Below are 23,623 nucleotides of genomic sequence, written 5' to 3'. Positions count from 1 at the left end.
AAGGAAAATATGATGAAAGAAATTGACAATAACTTGCTTAATAGTGTTTCAGGTGCGGGTATCATTGAACGTGTCACTGAAGTCTTTCATGAAGTGGAGAAATATGTGTGCGACTCTGTAAAAAGATTTGGTCACATAGCTTATGAAATTGCCAGCGAAGGTTGGAAGCTTCTGGAAGATGGAGTAAAATATATAAATAATGGTGATGTCAAATAGTAAATTACAAATAATGTTATATATAAATTAACAGATAAGTTAATAAAATAAATAGCACTTACAAAGTGTCGGGTAACAAAACCGACACTTTGTTTTAACCAAACTCCGTTAACTTGACGTTCCTGCGGCCTACTCAACCCAGTCATTGACCAGCTCAAAAACATTTCTCAGATAGCGTATTCAAGACATCGCAGCCAATTTGGTTTTCTTCTGGAAATCGCTGCCGATCCAATTACTTATACATTCCAACCTAAAAAACCGAGCTTGAATTTACGGAATACTGATACCTCTATCCTTAAAAAAAATGAAGTTTTTTAGACTTTTTATTACTTGTCAACAATAATAAAGCTAAATTGTCTTCTTTTTCTGATTAATTTATCTCAATCAAGACAGCTGGAATGTCATTAACCTTAAGGCTATCTGAAGGGTGTCACTTATGAAGATATGCAGGCAAGCTTTAATGCCAATGGCTCTTAAATTAGCTTTGTTTCTTCCTGGAATAAGTGTTAATGCAATAGCGGCATCATCATGCGGTTTCTCGAAGACAACGACCATTTCCGATAATGAGACAGAACCCTGTAATCTCTCAAATGGCGAAAACCTTACTATAGATAAAGGTGCATCAATTGATATCCCCCAAGAAACGTTGGACAGCTCAGATAGATACGATCTGAAATACAGTGCTGTCAATGTCGGCGGTAACAGTGATATGGCTCCGGTGACTTCTGTCGATCACATTGAAAACAAAGGAATTTTAAAAGGAACCAGTGGAGTTACAGTAACTTATAGTGGTTCTATCGGAAAGCTGCTTAATTATGGTGTCATGAGTGGAAATTCAGGAGCCATATGGGTTTCTGGTCATATGGACACGTTAGATAATTATGGCGTAATCAAATCCGAAGATATTTATACCGCACTCTATTCAATAGTGGTCAGTCATGCGTTGAATGAAAATAGCGAAAATAATAGTAGTAAAGGAAGCATAGATACAATCTTTAATCGGGAGAGAGGATCGATTGATGGGATATCTGTCGTAATGGCAAAACTAAACACGCTTGATAATCACGGGGCGTTGAAATCTCAGGGGAATTTTGTAGGCTCTACTGGCGGAACGATCTATGTCAGCAATGGTGGTCATATCGGTACTTTTAATAATCATGGCACAGTGACTGGACCCAATCATGGTATTGCTATTACAGAAGGAGGGTATCTCGAAAACCTCAATAATCAGTCTGGGAGTAAAGGCATCACGGCTGATCAGGATGCCATTCAAGTAACTGGGCAAGGCATGTCTGATTCCCCCCCAAAATTATCCAAAATTAAACAGATTACCAACGCCTCCTCCATACGTGGAAAGCGAAATGGTATTTATATCGAAGATAAAGGGGTTATTGATACTATCACGAATCTGGATGGAGGCGTGATCCAAGGGGATAAATTCGCTATCAATAATAAGGGAACCCTCACCAATGGCATTTATAATGCAGGCACGATTAATGGCAATGTAGAGCTTGGAAGCGCCAGTCTTTATCTGTCTGGCCCGAATGCAACCCTGAATGGCAATGTCTCTGGGTCGAAGGATTCAGTTGTTACTATTGGGGATAAAGGCTCTACGACGGAAAGTCTGAACCTTACATTTACTAATAATATGAATGTCGGAACTGTCAAGATATTATCAGGAAATGCGTTAAGTCTTGGTGACGGACACACAACAGGAAGCGTCTCCAGTGATATAAATAATAAAGGCAGCCTTCATTTCAACCATAGAGATAAAACGTCTTATCGCCACATCATAAGCGGAACCGGCTCTGTTCACCAAGTGGGTAGCGGCACGACCATTTTGACGGGGGCAAACACCTATACCGGCGAGACAAAAATCGACTCAGGGACTTTGCAACTCAGCGATAACGAGACGACGGGAAGTATTGATAACACGTCCAAGGTGACAATCGGGCAGAAAGGAATGCTGGCCTTTGACCATAACAACAATATTACCTTTTCTAATAACATCTCTGGTGCTGGCGGCGTAGAGCACGTTGGCAAAGGCACGACCATTCTGAACGGTCAGAATACGTATACGGGAACGACTCATATTAAAGCCGGTACATTACAGTTTAACACCCGGAACAATGAGCCGGACACCCGCTTAGTCGCCATTGGATCTGAAGGCACTCTGGCACTGAATCTGAATGGAACAAGCCGTTTTGACGGCGTGATTTCCGGCAGTGGTCATATCGGGAAGATTGACACTGGCGCCACAACGCTAAATTCGGATTCTTCTGCCTTTACAGGATCAACAAGTGTTAAGGCGGGGGATTTTGTCGTTGACGGTAAACTGGGCACAACAGCTTCGACCTTTAATGTGAAAAATGGGGGGGCTGTTGGGGGTATCGGCATCATCGGGGGCACCACTACCATTGAAAATGGCGGTCACCTTGTCGGCAAGCAGGGTAATACCCTGACATTTGGCCATGATCTTATTCTTGGTCACGGTGCAAATGTCGATGTTTTACTTGGGGCGAAGGAGACTTCTGTGCCTGCATTATTTGATGTCCGTGGCGATCTGACACTGGCAGGAACACTTAAAATCACCGATCTTGGCGGTTTCTCAGCGGGTGAATACGATATCTTCAATTATAGCGGCACCTTAACAAACAGTGGAATGACACTCACTGGCGGAGAACCAGGGGCACTCTCTCTCGATACGAACAGGGACAAAAAAGTTTATCTCACCAATACTGGCGGCATGATCCTGAACTATTGGGATGGGGAGAACGCCAGCAAACATAACAATGGTACTATTGATGGTGGTCATGGCGTCTGGCAGGTCGGTGGAGAGAATAATTGGACGTCAAAAGCAGGACGGCCGAATGCCAGTTGGAGCAATACAGACCAGTTTGCCATCTTTTCCGGCACCGCAGGAAAGGTACAGGTAGATAATAGCGGTGGTCAGGTCACCGTCAATGGCATGCAGTTTAGCACCGATGGTTACACCCTCACCGGCGCTCCGCTGGCTTTAAAAAATGACAATACAGGCAGCGCTAAAATTCGTGTTGGAATAGGCAATAAGTCAACGGCGGGCAGTGTTGCCACGATTGAGTCCGACCTGACGGGTTCGGCGACCCTTGAAACCACCGATTACGGTACATTGGTTTTGAAAGGGAAGAATAATTACACCGGCGATACGAAAGTGACACGGGGTGTCTTGCAGCTGGGTGATGGCGGAACGACAGGCAATATCTTCGGTAATGTCGTCACAGGCAATGAAGGAACACTCGCCTTTAACCGTTCAGACGAAGTGACATTTGGCGGCAATATCATCGGCAAGGGAAAACTGGTTCAAAACGGGGGGGGAACAACCTTTCTGACGGGAGTTAACAGCTATACAGGCATGACAGCAATACAAAAGGGAACACTTCGCCAGGGAGCAGTGAAGTCTTTCAGCTCAGCGTCATCCTATACAATCGGGCAGTATGGTACGTTTGATATGGGGGGATTTAATACGACAATTTCCGCCTTAAATAACAGTGGCAGAGTCGTAGCGGGCGGAGATAACAAAGCTGTAGGGCGTATGCTGACAATTGCGGGTAACTATAATGGCAATAATGGTACGGTGAGTTTATCGACTGTATTGGAAGGTGATAACTCAAAGACTGACAAACTTGTGGTGAATGGCAGCACATCGGGTACAACTCATCTCATGTTCAAAAATGTCGGTGGAACAGGTGCACCGACGAATAAAGGTATCAAAGTTGTTGATGTAAAAGGTACATCAAACGGAACTTTCACTTTAGCTGGTGACTATAGTTATAGGGGTGAACCAGCCATTGTAGCAGGTGCTTATGCCTACCGTCTTTATAAGAATAGCACCGACAATTCAGATGAAAACTGGTATCTGCACTCATCGTTGACCAGTTCAAAACCCAGCCCAGAGCCTGTACCGAAGCCGACGCAGCACTATCAGGCAGGCGTTAGTGTTTACGAGGCTTATGGGCAAATGTTGCAGACGCTGAATGCGCCAGAGTCCCTGCGTGACCGCACCGGAGGACGTAAGGATCAGGTGCCTGGCATAGATGAGTTCAGAAACCCCGCTGGTGAAGACAGCACAGACGATAGTACAAGCCAAATGCCCAATGGGGTGTGGGGGCGAATGACAGCCTCTTATGGCAAATTGTCGCCACGTGTCTCTACATCCGGTGCGGATACAACCACCTATAACATGGTCCGTGCTCAGGTTGGCGTGGACAGGAGTTTTTATGAAAATAACCAGGGTTCAGTCACTGGCGGTATTTTCCTGCAATATTCGAATATTGATGCAAACGTCGGCTCTGTGCATGGTGAAGGTCACATTCGTGCAAACGGTTATACACTTGGTACGACAAGTACGTGGTACGGCAAGAATAAGTTTTATTTGGATGGCTTAGCCCAGATAACCTACTTTGACAACGACCTGAATTCAAAGACTGCCGGCCAGCCTTTGGGAAATAGTAAATCCGCTCTGGGGTATGCATTGAGTCTGGAAGCAGGACAAGGGCTTGACTTGAATCAGGAATGGTCATTGACCCCACAAGCACAACTGGTGTTCTCTTCCATAGATATGAAGGGGTTCCATGATCCGTTTGGTGCCAAAATCCATTTTGACCGAAGCGAGAGCATGAAATTTCGCGTAGGCACGACGATAGACTATCGGCAAAAGTGGCACGATGATTTGAGTCAGGGTGAAAAAGCCACACACTTATATGGTTTTTTCAATATTAATCAGGAGGTCTTGGGTCATAATGACTTGACCAACGTTGCCGATGTTGCCTTTATCAGTGGTAATGACCGCATTTGGGGGGACATGGGTGCAGGAGGTTCCTACAGTTGGGATAATGGAAAATCTTCCGTCTATGGTCAGGCTTCAGCCAACACCAGCCTGAATAATTTTACAGACAGCTACGAGCTGAAGGCCAAAATCGGCATAAAGACGACATGGTGATTAAGTCAGTGCCACTGTAACTAACAAAAACCGTGGGGAATGATACCCCACGGTGAAAACATTAGCGGTCTTCACTAATTGTAAAATGGATGTTTACCCTTCATGAGACCACCCGACCAGACAGACAAAAAAGTCATTGAAATCAATTGAGCCACCATAATCCTCAAACGCCGCACAATAGTCTCTTCCCAGTATAGGAAATCCCGAACTGGGCTGTATCGTACCTTCATTCCAGCTATTATCAAGGCGATTACTGTCAGGACATTCAACAGTGCATTTAAGTGCTCCGTCTGATCCTGTGTATTGAAATGTATCAGCATGTCTATGTAAAGTACCCGCTCCTTCATCGGGTTTTGTCCAACTTTTGTATGTTGTGTTGTCATCGTGTATTGTCGCTGTATAACCATAATCAGCTTCTGTCATAAAGAAATACGAAATATACCACCCACTTTTTATATCACTAAATTTAAGTACCTTCGTAGCCATTGTTAATATCCTTCTAATTGTTCTTTAGTATATTTCACGCTTCCAACATAATTATTAGCAGTCACCCATATAGTACAATGTCCTCCTACCTTACCTTTCAGGTTTATTTGGAATTGTCCATATTCATTTGTGATCATTGAGCGTATTGTCTCGGGGTTAGAGCCAATTTCTAGCGCGCTACTTATATTGTTGGCTAGATTTATTTTATAATAGACGACCGCGTTTTTAATTTGCTCGGGCGTATGTTTATCGTTAACCTGAATTGTAATTACTTCATATTCTTCGCCAATTTGTTCTTTTCCGGTTATTTCTAGTCTTGCTTCATTAACCGATGAAAAATACAGCTCAACCGTATTTGATGTGGCTCCCGATAATACTTGTATTGAGAAAATACCATCAGCACTTGAAGTTGAATAAAAAGCAACTTTCCCATTCTGGTCTGTGACACAGGAAGACGGCGCAATACAAATATCATCATCGGAAACAATACGTATTGGCACACCGGATACCGGTTTCTTTTTTTCATCTAAGGCTGTGATGAGTACAGAATTCGGAGTATAACCATTAGCTGGAATACCATTAGCTAAGAACTCGGCTTTCAGAGAGGCAATTATTGGGGGCGGTGATGGGTCTGACTTTATAATTGTGACGCTGTTAGTTGCAGAATTCCATGAATTCCCTGACGAATCGGTGACAGTATAGAACACATCATAGCTACCGAGAGGAATAGTGGAAAAAGGTATGGTTATTTCATAATTTGAAGAATTTTGGTTTTCACTTACCATATAATATGGTAACGAAGATATATAATTATTCAGATGAGCAATGATAGTATCACCAATATGAACATCCTCATATCGGTTTATTTTTACCAACAGTATGGATTGATCCAATTTCGATTCATCAATGATTCCATCGTAACTTTGTGGTAAAAGAGGAGCAGAAAGACTGCCTTTCTTTATAGACATACGATTATCTCTCCACAAACCATTTTTTTGATAAAAGGAGACATACTAATAACAGTAATTATTAGCATGTCAGATATTTTGGCTATTCAGGTACAAACGTGTCGAATCCTCTGGCAAAAATTTGTGATTTCTGGTTCTGGGCAAGACGGCTGTAGTCTATTGAAATCGAACCCTCATAAGCATCCTTCGCTGTGTCATAACCCATGAGTTTATCGGCCTTAATGGTATGCTTGTAATAACCGCTATCTACGTCGGGATGTTGTACAACGTAATTATCAACAACCACGATTGGCAGTTGACGTACCGGTGTTTTCATATCAACGCAGTATGAAATATAGGCTTTAATCGTGATCGAATCACCCACGGCGATTTTATTCGGATCATTAGGGGCTACTGGCAGCCAAACCTCAATTCCTTTTGTACCGATGCTGTTGATATTTACTGCCTCATGTATACCGATATATCGACCCCACTGGTCATATACTTCCGGTGCAACCAGAGTCCGGCTTGGGTCATCGGGATTTGGGTTTTTATTACCGCCGCTCTCATAACCTATATAATTGGGTTCAGAGCCAATCGGGTTGCCGGTGTTGTCAAGAGTAACATAGCTGATAAAATTGATACCGTCATACATATCGCTATAATCAACTCTAAATTTAAAATATCCATCTTCGGCAACCGTTAGCTCCCCGAAGACCAGCTCTTTTTTATAAAGGTTTTTATCGTCATTCGTCAAAAATCCGATTAAGAAATTACCGGGACGTAAGTAATTATTCTGCGGGACCATGAAATGGAAATAACCGGGTTGATCCGGCCTTGTTAAAGTTGAGGATTGATAGGTTTCCTGAATGCTCGGTGGATCAAAATCATTGGAAGGAGTAATTGGAGAAGTAGCAATAAATAGAGTTTGTCTTTGGTTGTATTCCCTCTTGCTGAATATTGTCTCAAGTCTGATGAATTGATCGATACCTTGAGTGGCGTATATTTTAAGATTAACAGCTTCTGTTGATGGCTTATCAATCAAAAAGTCATAATACTGATTTTGAGAGTCAGTTTTATAAGATAAAATTTCAGTATCATCCATCCTAAATATCCGCACAGGAGCCGTTGTACGAAGCTGAATTTCATATTTCGAAATTGGACCACCACCAATTATCATCGGATTAATTGACGCCTGAATGAATGGGTTGTTTTGTGCAGGGGGAGTACCAGATAAGCCAACGGACTTCGGGTCATACAGATAAGATGATGAACCTTTCAGTATACAACTATCTGGGATCAGCTCTGGATTGTCGACAGGTTTATAGTCTACCGATCCGTTTGGCTTGCTTGTTGTCTTCGCGGTAAATGAGATTTTGTAATCACTAGTAGTGTCATCCGCAAGGAATATCATTTGTTGGGAAAAATTAGCTCTAACAACTATACCTGGAAATTTCTTTATTAGATGTACACCCGTTGAACTGACGATATCGATTTCTGTATCTTTACTAAGATTTAACTCACCACTCGCTGTTACAAGCACACTAAACGGTTGGCCTTTGATAATATTAGAGAGAGTTGCAGGAAGTATATCAATTTTTCCAGCCATCATATTACTCCTTTCAAAACATGAGGTTTATTAGAAATTTCGAATTGAATTCATGCTTAAAAAAAGATATAACTGAGCGACATATTTAATTACTTAGCTTTATTGATTAATAATAACATTGAAATATAATCAATGTTTATTGAGTGTTATTTTCTATTATTCCTCGCCAGAATCTCAGATGGAATAAATAACTGCAATACCTGTAATAAAAAAACAATTAAACACTAAAGTTAACAATGAATTAATTCTCTTACTCGCATATTGATCGAGTAATTATCAGTAAAGGAGACAACTTTTCTACATCCCGTACTGGGAAATCTTCACAGGGCAAGAGCATGAATGCTTATTTCTTGCCCTGTGTATTAAAACCCGCAATTAACACTTTATCCAAATACTCACTACTTATGCTTAACTATTCTCTGTTTTCGGCGAATGCTGGTCTTCTTTGTCGTTTCTGCCCGAAGCATATTCAGGCTCAGGTGCCGCATCATTTCAGCTGAATTACTCCGGCGTATCACACAGACATCTTCGTTCATTGACATATCAAGCACCCAGTGTAAACGGTTTTCTATTCCCCAATGTCCCCCGAACTGCTGCCTAAACTTTTTCCATCAATGGCAATGAGACTCTCTTTCGTAAATACGCCAACCCACTGTATATATTGAGAAAATAAACCGTGGAGCGAATCACTCCACACGGTTTAAAGTGAAAAACAGTTGCTCATTATAAACTCTGATCAATTTGTTGCTCTAATTCACGAACTAGCGGAATTATTTTTCTACCAAAATACTCTAACTCCTCTTGCATATGCAGAAATCCAAGTAACATCAGGTTCACACCTGCCTTCTTATATTCAATGATTCGCTGAGCTATTTGTAATGGTGTACCGATAAGGTTGGTTTTAAAACCATCGTTATACTGTACAAGATCTTCGAAAGTCGATTTTGCCCAGTTTCCCTCTTTTTCCGGCGAGGCATTTCCCGCATTTTGCACTTCATGATGAAAACTTTTCACCGCTTCAAAGTCACTGTTATCTAAAATATCCTGTAGTACTTCACGAGCTTCTTGCTCATCATCACGGGCAATAGCAAAGCCATTAACACCTATTTTTACCTGATGATTATTCGATAACGCTTTAGCTTTGATATCTTCGATTTGTGTCCGAATATATTCTACACTGCCACCATTAGTAAAATACCAATCAGAAACACATGCCGCCATGTCTCTCGCCGCTCTGGAACTCCCCCCTTGAAAAATTTCCGGTAGTGGTGCAAGAGGTTTAGGATTTAAGACGTAATCATGGAAACGATAAAAATCACCAGAAAAACTAAACGCGGGTTGTGACCAGATCCCTTTCAAACAACGAATAAACTCTTCAGAACGCAGATAACGTTCTTCATGATCCAACCACGGCTCACCAATCGCTTTAAATTCACCGCGAAACCAACCACTAACAATATTAACAGCAATGCGGGCTCCATAAAGCTGGCTGATTGTTGCTATCTGTTTAGCAGCCAGCACCGGTTTCCAAGCTCCTGGTAAAAGGGCTGCGATAACTTTCAGTTTATTTGTTACCGAAAGCAGATCTTGCGAAAAAGTAACCGATTCATGTTGGTTTTCAGCCCCATATCCAGCGGTAAATCTAATTTGGGTTAATGCATAATCAAAACCTACATTTTCGGCGATTTGAGCCAATTTGCGATTATAAGTATGATCCCAGTGAGTACGTTGCTGGATTTTACTTATAACTAATCCACCTGAAACATTAGGCACCCAATAAGCAAATTGAATGGGTTGAGAATTGAGTCCAATCATAAGACCTCCATTTGAAATCAGAATAATATATTCATCATGGGTCTGCTGTTGCTCTCCCGTCAGAATACACAGCCTGTACCGATTTACAGGTTACGCCCTGACGCTATCTACATCCCGCACATAAGTGCAGGTGACATGATCTACATAGATGGAGATTCTATTGCCTACTTGCCCCCTTAATATGTAGTAATAACGATATTGTTTCCTGCCCATATCCCCAGTGACTTATCGGCATGGATTGAAGCGCCTCGTTGCTCCATGTCCCTCTGTGCCTACAAGAAGAGTTTATCCTCTGATAATTTCATTTGGTGATTATAACCATTGTTAACCAGCATACGAGTGTATTGCCTGATGATCCATCTTTGATTGAGCAAAACACCGCCTCCCCCTGATTTCCTTTCCTAATACTACAGCTGTAATTGCCTTTCTTAATAGAAAGTATGCCTTATATAAGGGCTTGAAATGATGTCTCAATTTATTGAGCATCAGATAATACATAAATTTTTATAATTATTTTAGCTGTGAATACTACTTGCTATTTGAGAATAAAACTACCTGCGGTGAAATTAGATTGCTTGGATTCGCCTAATAAGTGCAATTTCTAAGAAAGGCAGTCAGTTGCTATAGTAGGCATCTTTCTCGCCAAAGGAAAATGCGCTATGACTTATAAACAACTGACCGAAACAGAAAGATATCAGATTTTCAGCTTGAAAGAAGCCGGTTTTTCACAACGGGAGATTTCAAAGTCACTCAATCGAAATCCATCAACGATTAGCCGGGAATTGAGACGAAATCGGGAGGCAAAGAAATATGCTCCTGAACAGGCTCAGCTTAAGGCCGTAGCGCGCCGACATTGTGCTAAAAAAGCAGTAAAAGTGAAACCAGAGATAGAAATGTGGATCAAACAGTTAATTTGGCAAGATTTAAGTCCTGAACAAACAGTCGGTTATCTCAAAAGGGAAAATATCATCTCTTTGCATCATGAAACAATTTATCGATTGATTTATAAGGATAAACTTAATGGGGGTGATTTATGGCAACATCTTAGGATTGCGAAAAAACCGTATCGTAAACGCTATGGAAGTTATGAGCGCAGAGGAAAAATTAAAAACAGAGTCAGTATTGATAAGCGCCCCAAACTTGTTGATAAAAAGCAGCGTATTGGTGATTGGGAAGGAGATACTATCGTTGGTAAAGATCATAAAAGTGCATTATTGACATTAGTTGAACGAAAATCGTTATTTACTATCATAATTAAACTTGAAGATAAAACAGCAGAAGGGGTCGCAAAAGCGGCCACAAGACATTTATCACTGATAAAACATAAAATTAAAACAATTATCTTTGATAACGGCCTCGAATTTGCCGAACACGAACTGATCAGTAAAAATTTAGAGACAAAAATTTATTTTGCTCACCCGTATTCCCCTTGGGAAAGAGGGATAAATGAGAACACGAATGGATTAATCAGAGATTACTTCCCAAAAGGAACGGATTTTAATAAAGTATCAGAGCTGGAGATTAACCTTGTGGCAAACCGATTAAATAATCGTCCTCGTAAAACACGAGATTACAAAACACCGAATGAGTTATTTAAAGGAATACCCACCCATTTACTTCGTTCATTACGGTGTTGCGCTTAATATGTGAATCCAAGTTGTTTTAATATAACTTCTAATACATTTAAGCATACGCCACATTGGAAATGTGACCATATAAAACAAAACTGAGCATTATTTTATGAATTAGCAAAAATTATTTTCATAAGAATAAGCCTCTACTGATGATTTTCATTTTTGAATAGAAAATATCAATAAAGGCTTAACTCAAAATTAATGCCATACACTATATATGCCACAGAACCTAATCATTGAAGCTGACTAAACTAAATGACCACACTGAATAACTGCAGAAATAGATGCATATGAATCGATATGTACCGTACTACCACGTACATTATTCCACTGAGCCCTTATAGTAGAAATGTTAGATGCAAGAGAACAACTAGTGATCAGTGTAAATGGCATACGTCCATAGGATTCTGGAGTCTTATTACTGTAAGTAAATCCACCGAAAGCCAATTGTTCGCCTTGATTGGTTATAATAATAAAGTTCCCTCCAGGATAATTATTACCTGAAGCATAAGGAGTTGGTATGTTTAACGTGATTAATGCTGTTAAACCTGGCGAGTTCGAATACTTTGAAACATCAAGTGTCAAACCAGGAATATCAACATAATTTTGACTTGATGTTTGTAGAGGATTGCTATGTGGATCTATTGATGAAAATACAATTGCCATGATTAAGACTCCTAGGTTAGCTATTTAGTTTTTTATTTAAGTCCCTCTATAATACTTATCCTAGTTTTTAATTTACACAAATAACTACTACAACAGTAAATACATTACATACTTCAAAATCACCTTATCATAGTCTTCTATTATGTACCTATTTAAAAATTAAAAAAACATTGCTATTTATTATTATAGTGAATTCGCCAATCTTTAATTTAAGCCAGTTCCTAATGCATTTTAGGAACTGGCGTTTATCATAATAATCTGCCAAATAACTATGCATATTTGATTAAAAATTCAGTACGCGCCTATTCAAATTAACAAGAACAGCAAACCCATTACTGTAGTTACGATTTCATCCCCGAAATAACTTGTTGTCAAATGAATAATGTGGTGAACATCCCAATCTTCACTATTTTTGAAAGTTTGTCTATAGATCAAAAATCCAACCAAATAATACGGATAAATAGAAGTGTTAAAGTATTCTGGTGTTAAAGCTGATTGAATGGATAATTTAGCATTCGCTTTTTGTATCAACTTATCTTAGCAACAAAAATAAGGAGTTATATGAAATCACGAGCTGCTGTTGCCTTTGGGCCAAATAAACCACTCGAAATTGTCGAAATTGACGTTGCTCCACCAAAAGCAGGTGAAGTAATGATAAAAATCAGTCATACAGGTGTCTGCCATACGGATGCTTTTACCCTTTCAGGCAGCGATCCTGAAGGATTATTCCCCGTTGTCCTGGGGCATGAAGGCGCTGGAGTAGTTGTCGAAGTTGGTGACGGTGTCACAAGTGTAAAACCGGGTGACCATGTCATTCCATTATATACAGCGGAATGTGGCAAATGTGAGTTCTGTCAGTCTGGAAAAACTAACCTTTGTATCTCAGTCCGCGATACCCAAGGTAAAGGACTCATGCCAGATGGTACAACACGTTTTTCTTACAATGGACAACCTATTTATCATTATATGGGGTGCTCTACATTCAGTGAATACACTGTCGTCGCTGAGGTATCACTAGCAAAAATAAATCCAGCCGCAAACCATGAGCATGTTTGTCTGTTGGGTTGTGGCGTCACTACGGGTATTGGCGCTGTACACAACACAGCCAAAGTGCAGCCGGGCGATTCTGTTGCCGTTTTCGGACTGGGTGGGATTGGGCTTGCCGTTATTCAAGGTGCTCGCCAAGCAAAAGCTGGTCGCATCATTGCTATTGACACTAATCCAACTAAATTCGAACTCGCCAGACAATTTGGCGCTACTGATTGCATCAATCCCAATGACCATGACAAACCTATCCAACAAGTCATTCTAGATATGACAAAATGGGGCGTTGATCACACTTTCGAATGTATCGGTAATGTCAATGTCATGCGTGCCGCTCTCGAAAGTGCACACCGGGGCTGGGGACAATCTGTAATAATTGGTGTCGCGGGTGCCGGACAAGAGATTTCTACCCGCCCATTCCAATTAGTTACGGGACGTACGTGGAAAGGCACTGCTTTCGGCGGAGTAAAAGGACGCAGTCAATTACCGGGCATGGTGGAAAACGCCATGAAAGGTGAAATTGAGCTAGCGCCTTTCGTTACCCACACGATGCCTCTGGAAGATATTAATGAAGCTTTCGAACTGATGCATAAAGGCAAATCGATCCGAACGGTCATTCACCACTGATTAATTTTTTAATTGTAGAAAAAGACCTATCGTAGAAAGAAAACCGTGTTGGCTTGCAACACGGTATCTGACACGTAACAAAATAATCGCCGCAACAAATAGCCTTAGATTAGAGAGGAAGGTAATGGAAAGAATCGAACATCACGCCTGCTTTGGTGGATGGCAGGATGTCTATCAGCATGAATCAACGGTTTTGGGTTGTCAGATGCGCTTCTCAGTTTTCTTGCCCCCTCAGATTAAAGAGAGAAGATTACCAGTCCTTTACTGGCTCTCTGGCTTGACCTGCACAGAGCAAAATTTCATCACAAAATCAGGGGCTCAGCGTTATGCTGCTGAACAGGGTATCGTTATTGTTGCTCCAGATACCAGCCCTCGGGGTGATGATGTCGCTGATGATCCAGCCTATGATCTTGGAAAAGGTGCAGGCTTTTATCTCAACGCAGCAAAACACCCTTGGGCTTCACACTATCGTATGTATGATTATGTTGTTTCAGAGCTGCCCCATTTGATTGAAACACATTTTGAAGTTGCTGATATACGAGCAATCAGTGGACATTCAATGGGAGGCCATGGTGCAATGCTCATTGCATTGAAAAATCCGGGACGTTATTGCAGCGTTTCGGCCTTCTCGCCTATTGTAGCTCCCAGTCAGGTTCCTTGGGGAACAAAAGCATTTTCGGCTTATCTTGGCGAAGACACCTCTGATTGGAAGCAGTATGACACGGTAGAACTGATCAAGAATGCAAAAGAACGGCTCCCTATTCTGATCGATCAAGGCCTCAATGATGACTTTTTGAATGAACAGTTACGTCCTCATTTATTGCAAGATATTTGCGATAAAATGGGTTATCCGGTGACTATAAATCTTCGACCAGAATATGATCATAGCTATTATTTTATCGCCAGCTTTATCGAAGAGCATATTGCCCATCATGCCAAAGCGATGCAAAAGTGTGCTGGGAAGCAATAATTATTAAATGAGTTAGCGGCCATCATTTAAATAAATAGATGAAACGGCAGTTGCGTTTCATCTTTGGTTATTACGCTCTTAATATCTTCCCCGCCTTGAACGACGGGGTTTTGCGGCGATTTTGGGTAAATAAGGCCTCAAATAGTATGGAGGTCAAGATCTCCTATAGCAAAATTTAATGATTCTTCGAGACTTTTCCTGAGTTTTATCTTTGGCACAAACCGTAAGGACAATTCCCTCTTCAAACAATGAAAGAAACGATCATCTTGTTCAATTCCGCTCAGTTTTCTTGATGCATTAACTAATATTTCAGTCCTGGGAATACGAATTCTTTCGTATTGACGCAGAGCAAAAATTGGGTCTGACGGCTGCCTGAGTACATGCCCCAAAACAGCAGCGTCTTCAATAGCCATACCTGCACCTTGACCGAGGCTTGTAAGCATAGGGTGAGCCGCATCTCCTAAAAGCGTGATCCTTCCTTTTCCCCAGAGAGATGAAAAAGGCCTATCTTGTGCAGGAACAGCAATGATATTTTCGGATGGAGTTTGTAGGATAATATCGGAAACAACATCCGGCCATCCCTTATAATACGACAAGATATCTTGATTGTTTCCTTGCCATTTGCGGGCTTGCTCAATATGCATATTTGCAGTTCCCCACCAATATACTTCACCTCCACCTACATCGATCAAACCTATTCGTTTTCCTGCCCCCCAATAATGACCAACGTAGCCAGATGTGATCTGCGGATGTTGATAGCGGGTAATAGCCAACCAGCAGATATAATCGGCTGTACGAGTTGGTTTATTCCCTTGAATATAGTCACGGACAAAAGAGTAGATTCCATCAGCGCCAATGAGCAAATCGCCACATGTTTCTCTACCATCAGCAAAACGGATGGAAATACCATCATCTCTCTCAGTAATCTCGGTGACCTTAGCTCCGACATGTATAATGTTTTTATCAAGTTGTTGTAGCAAGGCATCCTGTAATGCTTTACGTGATATACAAACACTATCAAATCCATTAGAAGACGAGACTTCAGATATTGGTAATCTGCGTATCAAATGATCTTTAGCATTCCTAATTTCAAAGCATTTAATTGGAGCACCAAAGTGCTCCAATTTCAGATTAATACCAATAGAGGATAAGGCAGCAACAGCATTGGACATTACAGATAAACCTGAACCGGCTGCACGTAAGGTTGGTGCTTGTTCATAAACTTCAACACAATAGCCAATCTGCCGTAAAACTATAGCAGCAGTTAGTCCACCAATACCTGCTCCAACGATGATCACTTTTAATGGACGATTCATATTTTCTCCGAAACCAACAATGCTTGTTTTTTAGAGGATTTATTCATTTCTTGAAGGATTACTCTTGCAACTTCTGCCACATACGGCTCTTCCATAATTTCCAAATGATCACCTGGTACATCAATGACATTAATATGGCCCGTTGTCTTGCTCGCCCAGCCATTTTTAGGATCTTGATACTCGCTTCTTACCGCATCATGCATAGAGCGTAATACTTCAGGCAATGGACGCGTTGCATGTAATAAAGTCATATTGATATCTGCCGTGTAAGCAACATAATCTGTAGCTGCTTTCCAATTGGCCTTATACACATCAAATAATCTTTGTACGACAGCACGAGAACTGCCTTGTGGAATTGCTCCTGTAGCAATAGCATGCTCTGTGATGTATTCGAATCGTTCCTGCAAAGAAGTAATATGCTCCGGTACAATCTGCTCAGGGAGGGTCGCCCCTTTATTAAGCCACAATAACTCCCAAAAAAACCATTGTAGTAGTGCTTTCTCATTCGTTTTTTCTTGAGGTGCCGTGTTAAGAGCAACCGTATCTAAGACGAAAAGATCGGCAACTTCTTCCCCATGATCTTTCAACTGACGCGCCATCTCAAATGCGACAAATCCGCCATAAGACCAACCTCCGATTGAATATGGGCCATGTGGTTGAATTTGACGTATGGCTTCCAGATAATTTGCAGCTTGTTCCTGCACACTGGTCAATGGCGTAGATCCCGCATCCACGCCGTTAGCCTGCAACGCATAGAAAGGTTTATCCTCGGGGAAATGCTTCACTAACCGTAAATAGGACAATACGTTCCCTCCCATTGGATGAACAAAAAACAATGGTCGTTTATTACCCGTAGTACGCATGGGGACAAGAGGACTGAATTTTGGATCTCCGCCCTTTTCTCTGACATGTGTCGCTAACTGTGCGACAGTTGGGTTACTAACGAAAAGAGACAAATGAATGCTGGTACCGAAATATTTTTCTACCAAAACGATCATTCTCATGGCTGTCAATGATGTACCGCCGATATCAAACAAGTTTTGATGAACAGATAAACTGGGTATTTTCAACAAGTCCGCTGCCAAATCACACAATACTTGCTCATAGTTGTCTCGTGGAGCAATATCCTCTACATCATTATGCCCATGTATGATCCGTATACCACGTAACGCCGCATCATCACGTTTCCCACCAGGAGTCTTGGGCAGTGATCCCAGCCACTCTATTTGGGAAGGGAGCATATGTTTAGGAAGGATTTCAGACAGATGTTGCTGTACGCGCACAGTAAATGCTTCGTTCTTTTCCCCGATCAGGAATGCGACTAAGAAACCATCACTTTCGCCATGTTGCTGAACGACAACAGCAACATCTTTCAGAACTTCATTAGCACCAGGCGTACTCGATATGGCTAATTCTATTTCTGCCAACTCAATGCGATAACCACGAACTTTAACCTGTGTATCCTTGCGACCTAAACAGAGAATATTGCCATCCTTAAGCTTCACGCCCAGATCACCTGTACGATACAGTGGCTCATCACTGTCTTTAAGCATAATAAAGTGCGCTGCTGTTAATTCGGGCTGACGGTAATAACCTGACGCCACAGGTAAACCACGAGCATAAATTTCGCCTTGTTCACCAGAAGCCACTTCTTCTAATTTGCTGTTCAGGAGCATTACATCTGAATTGTCGATACTCTTACCAATAGGAGGAAGCGCGGGGAAAGATTTTGAATCACCTTGCATAGTAAATGCAGTAATAACATGAGTTTCTGTGGGACCATATTGATTCTCAAGGATACCATTATTGATTTGTCCAATAAGCAGACGAATATCTTCGGTGACCCGAAGTTGTTCACCGGATGAAATAACTGCTTTTAGATTTTTCGGATAGATATTCAGTACTACTGCTGTTTCAGCCAATTGCTGAAGTGCAACGTAAGGCAGGTAAATTCTTTCTGTCTGATAAGTATCGATAATACGTAGTAACTGCAAAGGATCACGCCGTTCATCTTCACTAATAAGGTGTAACTCACCACCAGCGGTCAGTGTCGAGAAGATTTCCTGAAACGAAACGTCAAAACTTAGAGGTGCATACTGTAAGGTGGAGCGAATATTCTTACCAGAATGAGTCTTATTTTGCCAGATAATTAAATTCGACAGGCTTCGATGTGGCATTGCCACGCCTTTGGGGTTACCCGTTGAACCCGATGTAAACAGTAAATAAGCCAGCTGTTCAGGGGCTATTTCTCTATCTGGTACATGATCTGGTACACGCGTATTACCGTTTATCAACGTGTCCACTCTCATTGTCGGAACTGTCACTACGTTGAGCAATGTATCGGATTTACTATCAACGATAGCCAGTACTGGCTGAGCTTGTTTCACCATCGCTTCAATACGCTGAGCCGGATAACTCTGATCTAATGGTAAACATACTCCCCCTGCCCTCATCACGCCAATCAGTGATGCAACTAGTGCAGGAGAACGCTCAAGAGCAATCGCGACAGGCGTATTTTGAACAACGCCCTCAGAAATCAGCGCGGAAGCAATTTTACCGGACTCTGACCATAATTTTGCATAACTCCATTGCAGGTCATGATAACGAATCGCTATTGCATCAGGTTGCTCCTGTACATTTTTCGCAATCATGGTCAGCGTTGATATAAATTCTTGAGATGATATTTCCTTGTTTCTTTTTGTGACTGGCTGACTCAGGGTTGCCAATTGATCACCATTACTGACTATTCTGTTCAATATGGTCATATAGGTGTCAATATAAGTATCAGCTTGAACTTGTGAGAAAACACTTCCATCAAAATCACATCGTAGGTGATTTTGACCCGTGTTGAAGTCGGTCATAACATTGATTAATACTTCAAAGTTAGTTTCTTCCCTCGGGTCAAATCCGATTAGAGATAAATCAGAACCACTAAATACTTCAGATAATACGTGGAAGTGAATGTAATTAAATGCGGAACTTATTGTCGCTCCTTCACCTGCCACCTGCTGGATAGCATTAAGCGGATATTTACGATATGGCGCATGATGCTGTTCAGCGCTGAATACAGCATGAATACACTCTTTCCATGTTTTGTTAGATATAGAGAAACGTACTGGTAGTGTATTAAGAAACAAGCCCAGCATCTGTTCTGAATTCTGTGCGTCAGGTCTGCCGTGGGTAATCAAACCAGTAGCAATTTCATCCTGATTCGTCACCATAGCCACCGTTAAACAATGTGCAGCAAAGAAAACAGATTTAATGGAAACATGTTCTTGTTGTACTAGAATTTTTAGCTTTTCTTCAATCTCTTCTGGAATGGCTGCCGTTTTTTTGAAAACCTGATTTTTTGGCAAACTTTCGTACAATCGGTATCCGGGGAATTGAGTTCGGGGAAGTCCATTAAACATTTCTTTCCAGAACACGCGGTGTTCCTGATCTTGTAATGCGTGAATTTCATCTTGTATATATAGAGCAGGTGATGGAAGTACATCAGTTTCAGAAATATACCTACCATCATTAAGGTAACGAGAGAATAGTTCATGCATCAAATTTGCTACGCTACCGCCATCGAGAATGGCATGATGGAAACTAAATACCACTTCTATGGTGTCTGCGGTTCTAAACAGACAGATGTGATACAGTGGTGCACAATCAAAACGGTAGTCCTGGCGACTTCTTTTTTCCATATACTCTTTAATCAGTCGTTCAGACTCAACCAATGTACATAAGCTAAGATCTTTACTTTCTACTGCATAATCAAGATCGATTTTGTAATTAATGATTTGCAAAGGATCGCTGAAATCAGCCAAATTAAAGTGTGAACGAAGAGCGGGATGACGTTGGATAAGTGCTGCTGCGCTTTTACGGAAGATTTCAGGTTCCCACTTTCCTTTCAGCGTATAGCGGAAAACATCTTTATAAGTAGCTGAGTCTTTACTCTGCTGACTGTGATATATCAGGCCGAGTTGGAGCTGAGTTGCAGGAAATGCATCAGCATATTGAGAAAGCCCTGCACGTTCTTTTTCTTTGATCAATGCAAAAGGGAATAACTCAACAGTTCTTGGAGCATTATGACCGATATCAATTTGTTGACCCAACTCAACGATTGTCAAATGTTGCGATAATTCAGACAAAGTGACATTCATTCCGGCCTTTTCAGCTTCAGAACGAACTTTCAACATTAAGATAGAGTCACCTCCCAGAGTATAAAAATTGTCCTGCACACTAAATTGTTCAATCTTTAACACACGCTTCCAAATTTCTGCCAATTTATATTCAGTTTCAGTCTGAATATCATTATGGCTACTCAAAGCTTCTGTTTTCACAAATGCACTAAGAGCCTCACGATCTACTTTACCGTTCGGAGTAAGGGGAATAAAAGGAATCTGAAAAAATTTCAGTGGAACCATGAAATCAGGTAAAAATTCCAGTAAGGCTTGACGTAGTTTTGCAGAAGTAAAACGCTCGTTATTTGAAACTTGGTTATTTAAGACTTTGTTATTTAAAATATAGTATGCACAAAGGTAAGTACCATCATTATGGTTCTTTTGTGGTAAAATTTCCGCTCGGATAATTCCAGGAATGCGCTCGAGAGCGTTTTGAACTTCCCCTAATTCAATGCGATTGCCTCTAATTTTTACCTGATTGTCAATTCTTCCCAAATATTCGATGCTACCGTCAGATAACCACCTTGCTAAGTCTCCTGTACGATACCAGCGCTGTTCTCCATCCCAAATGAATTTCTCGTCAGTTAATTCTGGCTTATTGTGATAACCACGGGCTAATCCAATACCACTAATCTGTAACTCACCAGCAATGCCTACTGATTGCCGAGTGCCATACTGAGACATGATCCTCAGTGAAATGTTGTTAATCGGAAAACCAATGGGGACTCGGTTGATAACATCATTATTTTCCGGCAGAAATTCGAAATACGATACATCTACGGTTGCCTCTGTTGGGCCGTATAGGTTGACCAAAATAGGCGCATTTAAACCAAAGGGGGAAAAAATTTTACGGAACTGATTAACCCATGCAGGAGGAAGTGCTTCACCGCTAGTGAACACACGGCGTAAGCTGGTTAATTTATCCACTAATTCAGGTTCACTTTCCAAAATATCTAAGAAAGGCTGGAGCATAGATGGAACAAAGTGCAATGTAGTAACATTATGTACACTGATTGCTTTTATTATCTCTAATGGATCTTTGTGAGCACCGGGTGGTAATAAGTGAACAGATGCCCCAGAGATAGACCACCAAAATAATTCCCAGACGGATACATCGAATGAAATCGGAGTCTTTTGCAGTACCACATCGGTATTATCCAGTGGATAACGTTCTTGCATCCACTCAATCCGATTTACCACTGAATAATGATCGATCATTACTCCCTTAGGTTTCCCAGTGGAGCCGGATGTATAAATCATATATGCCAAGGAATCTGCTGTCGATAAATTGGGCTGTTTTACATTCTCTTGAGCAGAAATGTTATGACCATCATGACCATCAATTACAATATAAGATTTATCGACTAAAGACTGATTAAGTTTGTCGGATATGATGACTTCGACACCACTGTCATTCAGCATATAATCAATCCGTTCCTGCGGATAATTAGGATCTATAGGTAGATAAGCCGCACCTGCTTTTAATACAGCAAAAATAGCTGTTAACATATCCGTGCTACGATCCATTAATATTGCAACAATATATTCTTTTCTCACTCCCTCTTTCAGTAAAACAGTGACCATATTGTCTATACGGGTTTGGAACTGAGAATAAGTGAGAGTAGATTGCTCGCCAGAATTTGCGATAGCTATCGCTTTCCCATGCAGTGAAACCTGCGTATCAAATATCGTTGATAAAGTTTCTTGTTTCGAGAATTCTGTAATAGGCCCTCGCTCAAAAAGATCTAATTGAGCATCTTCTTCTACCGAAGAGAGGTTTATTTCTGAAACTGTTTTTGTTGGTGATGTAATAAGTTGTTCGATAATATGCTTTATAGAGGCAGTAAACATTTCAAATGTATAATTTTCATCGAAAATATCTACAGCGCCGATGATATCAATAATAACATCATTATTATCCCCATAAGTACTCATATGGATCACAATTGCATCATCTTCATGAGCCGCCCCACAAACCTCTATATCTTTATAGGAATGGCAGGAAATATCGCCTATAGGGAAGTGATTATAAGATACAGTGACATCAAACCATTGACGCTTTACCGCTCCTAGAGATTTAAACAAACGCCCGAGAGGAATATGTTCAAAAGTTTTCAGTTTTGTAGTTTCTGTTTTAATGCGAGCCGCTAAGTCAATAAGGGTATCGTTCGCTTTTACCATAATAGCAAGTGGTAGAGTATTAGCCCATTGACCAGCAATATTGAGTTGATTAATGCGACGGTTGAGCAGAGGAACACCTATTGTTAATTCGGTATTATTATGTATCCTTGACAATAAGATGGTTACCGCCGACATAACAGCGAGGTAGGGATTGATTTCTTGAGATATCCCTTTCTCAACTTCAGTTTTAGCCAATATATATCGGTGGCGTATAAAGTGAGAGAGACTAGTTTTCTTTTTACGATTAAAAAAAACAGGTTCATTGCGTTGTGTTAATATGGCCAATTCCGCTATTTGTTGCTCTATTTCTGGTTGTGACAGAAATTTTTCCTGTTCAATTATTGTTGAGACATATTCCTGATAATTGTCATGCAATATTTCCTGATTAATTTCATTACCCCGATAATATTGGAGAATTTTTTCTGCCAATTGATTCATTCCCCAACCATCACTAACAATATGGTGAGCACGAAGAAAAATAGCACTACACCCATTTTGTAGATTTCGTACCAGAGCAGCCTCAAGGAGCGATTTATCATCCAGATTAAAAACCCGCTCTGACCATTTATTGAAGATTACAGTAACATCCTCACCTTCAGCATCAATGGATTCCGCCTGATTAACTGTAATATCTTGTATCTGTTGATTCAAAACGCCTGCTTGTTCAACGATCCGCAATCGGTATGTAACATCGTGGCTAAGGACATTATTAACTGAATGAGAAAGTTTCTCAAAGTTAATATTTTCTTTTAATATCCTCGCTATAGATAAAGTAAACTGACCGCTTTCTGGATTACGTTGAGTTTCATAGTAGATTTCTTTTTGATACGGAGTAAGAGGTACAACTTGTAATTTGTTCATGGTTACTTGCGTTATAATTAGAAAGTTTTATTTTAGTCATTACATTCTCCTTGACACAATGCTCATTAATTTATATCGCATTACATTTTCCTTTCTAGACGTAA

At 40.8% G+C, this 23,623-nt stretch carries 12 protein-coding genes and 2 pseudogenes; 6 read left to right on the top strand and 8 right to left on the bottom strand.

The genetic code is table 11. The annotated features are described in order from the left end of the window. Window positions 1-9 precede the first annotated feature (9 nt). From BM135_RS08410 to BM135_RS08405, 3 genes and pseudogenes are all read left to right on the top strand, one after another. Window positions 10-216: a hypothetical protein gene (locus BM135_RS08410; protein WP_139204093.1), complete on the top strand. Its 207-nt coding sequence runs from the start codon at window positions 10-12 to the stop codon at window positions 214-216. A gap of 129 nt (window positions 217-345) precedes the next feature. Continuing rightward, window positions 346-534: pseudogene (locus BM135_RS17935) on the top strand (IS982 family transposase); the annotation flags it as partial. Between the two features lie 148 nt (window positions 535-682). After that, the gene (locus tag BM135_RS08405) at window positions 683-5,194 is read left to right on the top strand and encodes an autotransporter outer membrane beta-barrel domain-containing protein (RefSeq protein WP_245737337.1); all 4,512 of its coding nucleotides are present in this window, start codon (window positions 683-685) and stop codon (window positions 5,192-5,194) included. Window positions 5,195-5,287: 93 nt separating this feature from the next. Here the strand turns inward: BM135_RS08405 and BM135_RS08400 are convergent, their stop codons facing one another. The 5 genes and pseudogenes from BM135_RS08400 to sfnG all read right to left on the bottom strand — a co-directional run bounded on the left by BM135_RS08400 (window position 5,288) and on the right by sfnG (window position 10,051). Beyond that, complete coding sequence (locus BM135_RS08400) at window positions 5,288-5,680, bottom strand: hypothetical protein (RefSeq protein WP_092519312.1); 393 nt, start codon at window positions 5,678-5,680, stop codon at window positions 5,288-5,290. A 2-nt stretch (window positions 5,681-5,682) separates the two neighbouring features. Next, complete coding sequence (locus tag BM135_RS08395; protein WP_092519311.1) at window positions 5,683-6,648, bottom strand: Ig-like domain-containing protein; 966 nt, start codon at window positions 6,646-6,648, stop codon at window positions 5,683-5,685. Window positions 6,649-6,730: 82 nt separating this feature from the next. After that, window positions 6,731-8,239 (bottom strand): hypothetical protein, encoded by a 1,509-nt coding sequence (locus BM135_RS08390; protein WP_245737336.1) that lies wholly within the window; start codon window positions 8,237-8,239, stop codon window positions 6,731-6,733. 340 nt (window positions 8,240-8,579) lie between these two features. Continuing rightward, a pseudogene (locus tag BM135_RS17375) lies at window positions 8,580-8,820 on the bottom strand (transposase); the annotation flags it as partial. A gap of 139 nt (window positions 8,821-8,959) precedes the next feature. After that, window positions 8,960-10,051 carry a dimethylsulfone monooxygenase SfnG gene (gene sfnG, locus BM135_RS08385; RefSeq protein WP_092519309.1) on the bottom strand — a complete coding sequence of 364 codons (1,092 nt, stop codon included), beginning with the start codon at window positions 10,049-10,051 and terminating at the stop codon, window positions 8,960-8,962. A 659-nt stretch (window positions 10,052-10,710) separates the two neighbouring features. On the opposite strand from sfnG, the gene BM135_RS08380 reads away from it, so the two are divergent. Further along, on the top strand, window positions 10,711-11,694 hold the full coding sequence (locus tag BM135_RS08380) for an IS30 family transposase (protein ID WP_092519308.1): 984 nt from the start codon (window positions 10,711-10,713) through the stop codon (window positions 11,692-11,694). 237 nt (window positions 11,695-11,931) lie between these two features. Here the strand turns inward: BM135_RS08380 and BM135_RS08375 are convergent, their stop codons facing one another. After that, entirely contained in the window at window positions 11,932-12,351 is a 420-nt protein-coding gene (locus BM135_RS08375; RefSeq protein WP_092519307.1) for a hypothetical protein, read from the bottom strand. 561 nt (window positions 12,352-12,912) lie between these two features. Between BM135_RS08375 and BM135_RS08370 the strand changes: the two genes are divergently transcribed. After that, window positions 12,913-14,022, top strand: coding sequence for an S-(hydroxymethyl)glutathione dehydrogenase/class III alcohol dehydrogenase (locus tag BM135_RS08370; RefSeq protein ID WP_092519306.1), 1,110 nt, complete (start codon window positions 12,913-12,915; stop codon window positions 14,020-14,022). Between the two features lie 124 nt (window positions 14,023-14,146). Further along, complete coding sequence (gene fghA / locus BM135_RS08365; protein WP_092519305.1) at window positions 14,147-14,992, top strand: S-formylglutathione hydrolase; 846 nt, start codon at window positions 14,147-14,149, stop codon at window positions 14,990-14,992. A gap of 137 nt (window positions 14,993-15,129) precedes the next feature. Here fghA and BM135_RS08360 read toward each other — a convergent pair whose 3' ends face one another. Together BM135_RS08360 and BM135_RS08355 are read right to left on the bottom strand one after the other, a co-directional pair. Further along, window positions 15,130-16,308 carry an FAD-dependent monooxygenase gene (locus BM135_RS08360; RefSeq protein WP_092519304.1) on the bottom strand — a complete coding sequence of 393 codons (1,179 nt, stop codon included), beginning with the start codon at window positions 16,306-16,308 and terminating at the stop codon, window positions 15,130-15,132. Beyond that, a complete protein-coding gene (locus tag BM135_RS08355) occupies window positions 16,305-23,519 on the bottom strand; it encodes an amino acid adenylation domain-containing protein (protein ID WP_092519303.1) in 7,215 nt (2,404 codons plus the stop codon). Before BM135_RS08355 ends, BM135_RS08360 begins: the two co-directional genes overlap by 4 nt. Window positions 23,520-23,623 lie beyond the last annotated feature (104 nt).

The organism is Xenorhabdus japonica (assembly GCF_900115195.1).
Lineage (GTDB): Bacteria > Pseudomonadota > Gammaproteobacteria > Enterobacterales > Enterobacteriaceae > Xenorhabdus > Xenorhabdus japonica.
The sequence above is the reverse complement of the archived record's forward strand: the minus strand, read 5'-3'. Positions and strand labels throughout refer to the sequence as shown.

Excerpts from the sequence above, each read along its gene's own strand:
- BM135_RS08395 (WP_092519311.1), bottom strand. The coding sequence starts at position 6,648 with ATGTCTATAAAGAAAGGCAGTCTTTCTGCTCCTCTTTTACCACAAAGT.
- BM135_RS08390 (WP_245737336.1), bottom strand. The coding sequence starts at position 8,239 with ATGATGGCTGGAAAAATTGATATACTTCCTGCAACTCTCTCTAATATT.
- BM135_RS08405 (WP_245737337.1), top strand. The coding sequence starts at position 683 with ATGGCTCTTAAATTAGCTTTGTTTCTTCCTGGAATAAGTGTTAATGCA.
- BM135_RS08360 (WP_092519304.1), bottom strand. The coding sequence starts at position 16,308 with ATGAATCGTCCATTAAAAGTGATCATCGTTGGAGCAGGTATTGGTGGA.
- BM135_RS08370 (WP_092519306.1), top strand. The coding sequence starts at position 12,913 with ATGAAATCACGAGCTGCTGTTGCCTTTGGGCCAAATAAACCACTCGAA.
- sfnG (WP_092519309.1), bottom strand. The coding sequence starts at position 10,051 with ATGATTGGACTCAATTCTCAACCCATTCAATTTGCTTATTGGGTGCCT.
- BM135_RS08400 (WP_092519312.1), bottom strand. The coding sequence starts at position 5,680 with ATGGCTACGAAGGTACTTAAATTTAGTGATATAAAAAGTGGGTGGTAT.
- BM135_RS08375 (WP_092519307.1), bottom strand. The coding sequence starts at position 12,351 with ATGGCAATTGTATTTTCATCAATAGATCCACATAGCAATCCTCTACAA.
- BM135_RS08410 (WP_139204093.1), top strand. The coding sequence starts at position 10 with ATGATGAAAGAAATTGACAATAACTTGCTTAATAGTGTTTCAGGTGCG.
- BM135_RS08380 (WP_092519308.1), top strand. The coding sequence starts at position 10,711 with ATGACTTATAAACAACTGACCGAAACAGAAAGATATCAGATTTTCAGC.
- BM135_RS08355 (WP_092519303.1), bottom strand. The coding sequence starts at position 23,519 with ATGAACAAATTACAAGTTGTACCTCTTACTCCGTATCAAAAAGAAATC.
- fghA (WP_092519305.1), top strand. The coding sequence starts at position 14,147 with ATGGAAAGAATCGAACATCACGCCTGCTTTGGTGGATGGCAGGATGTC.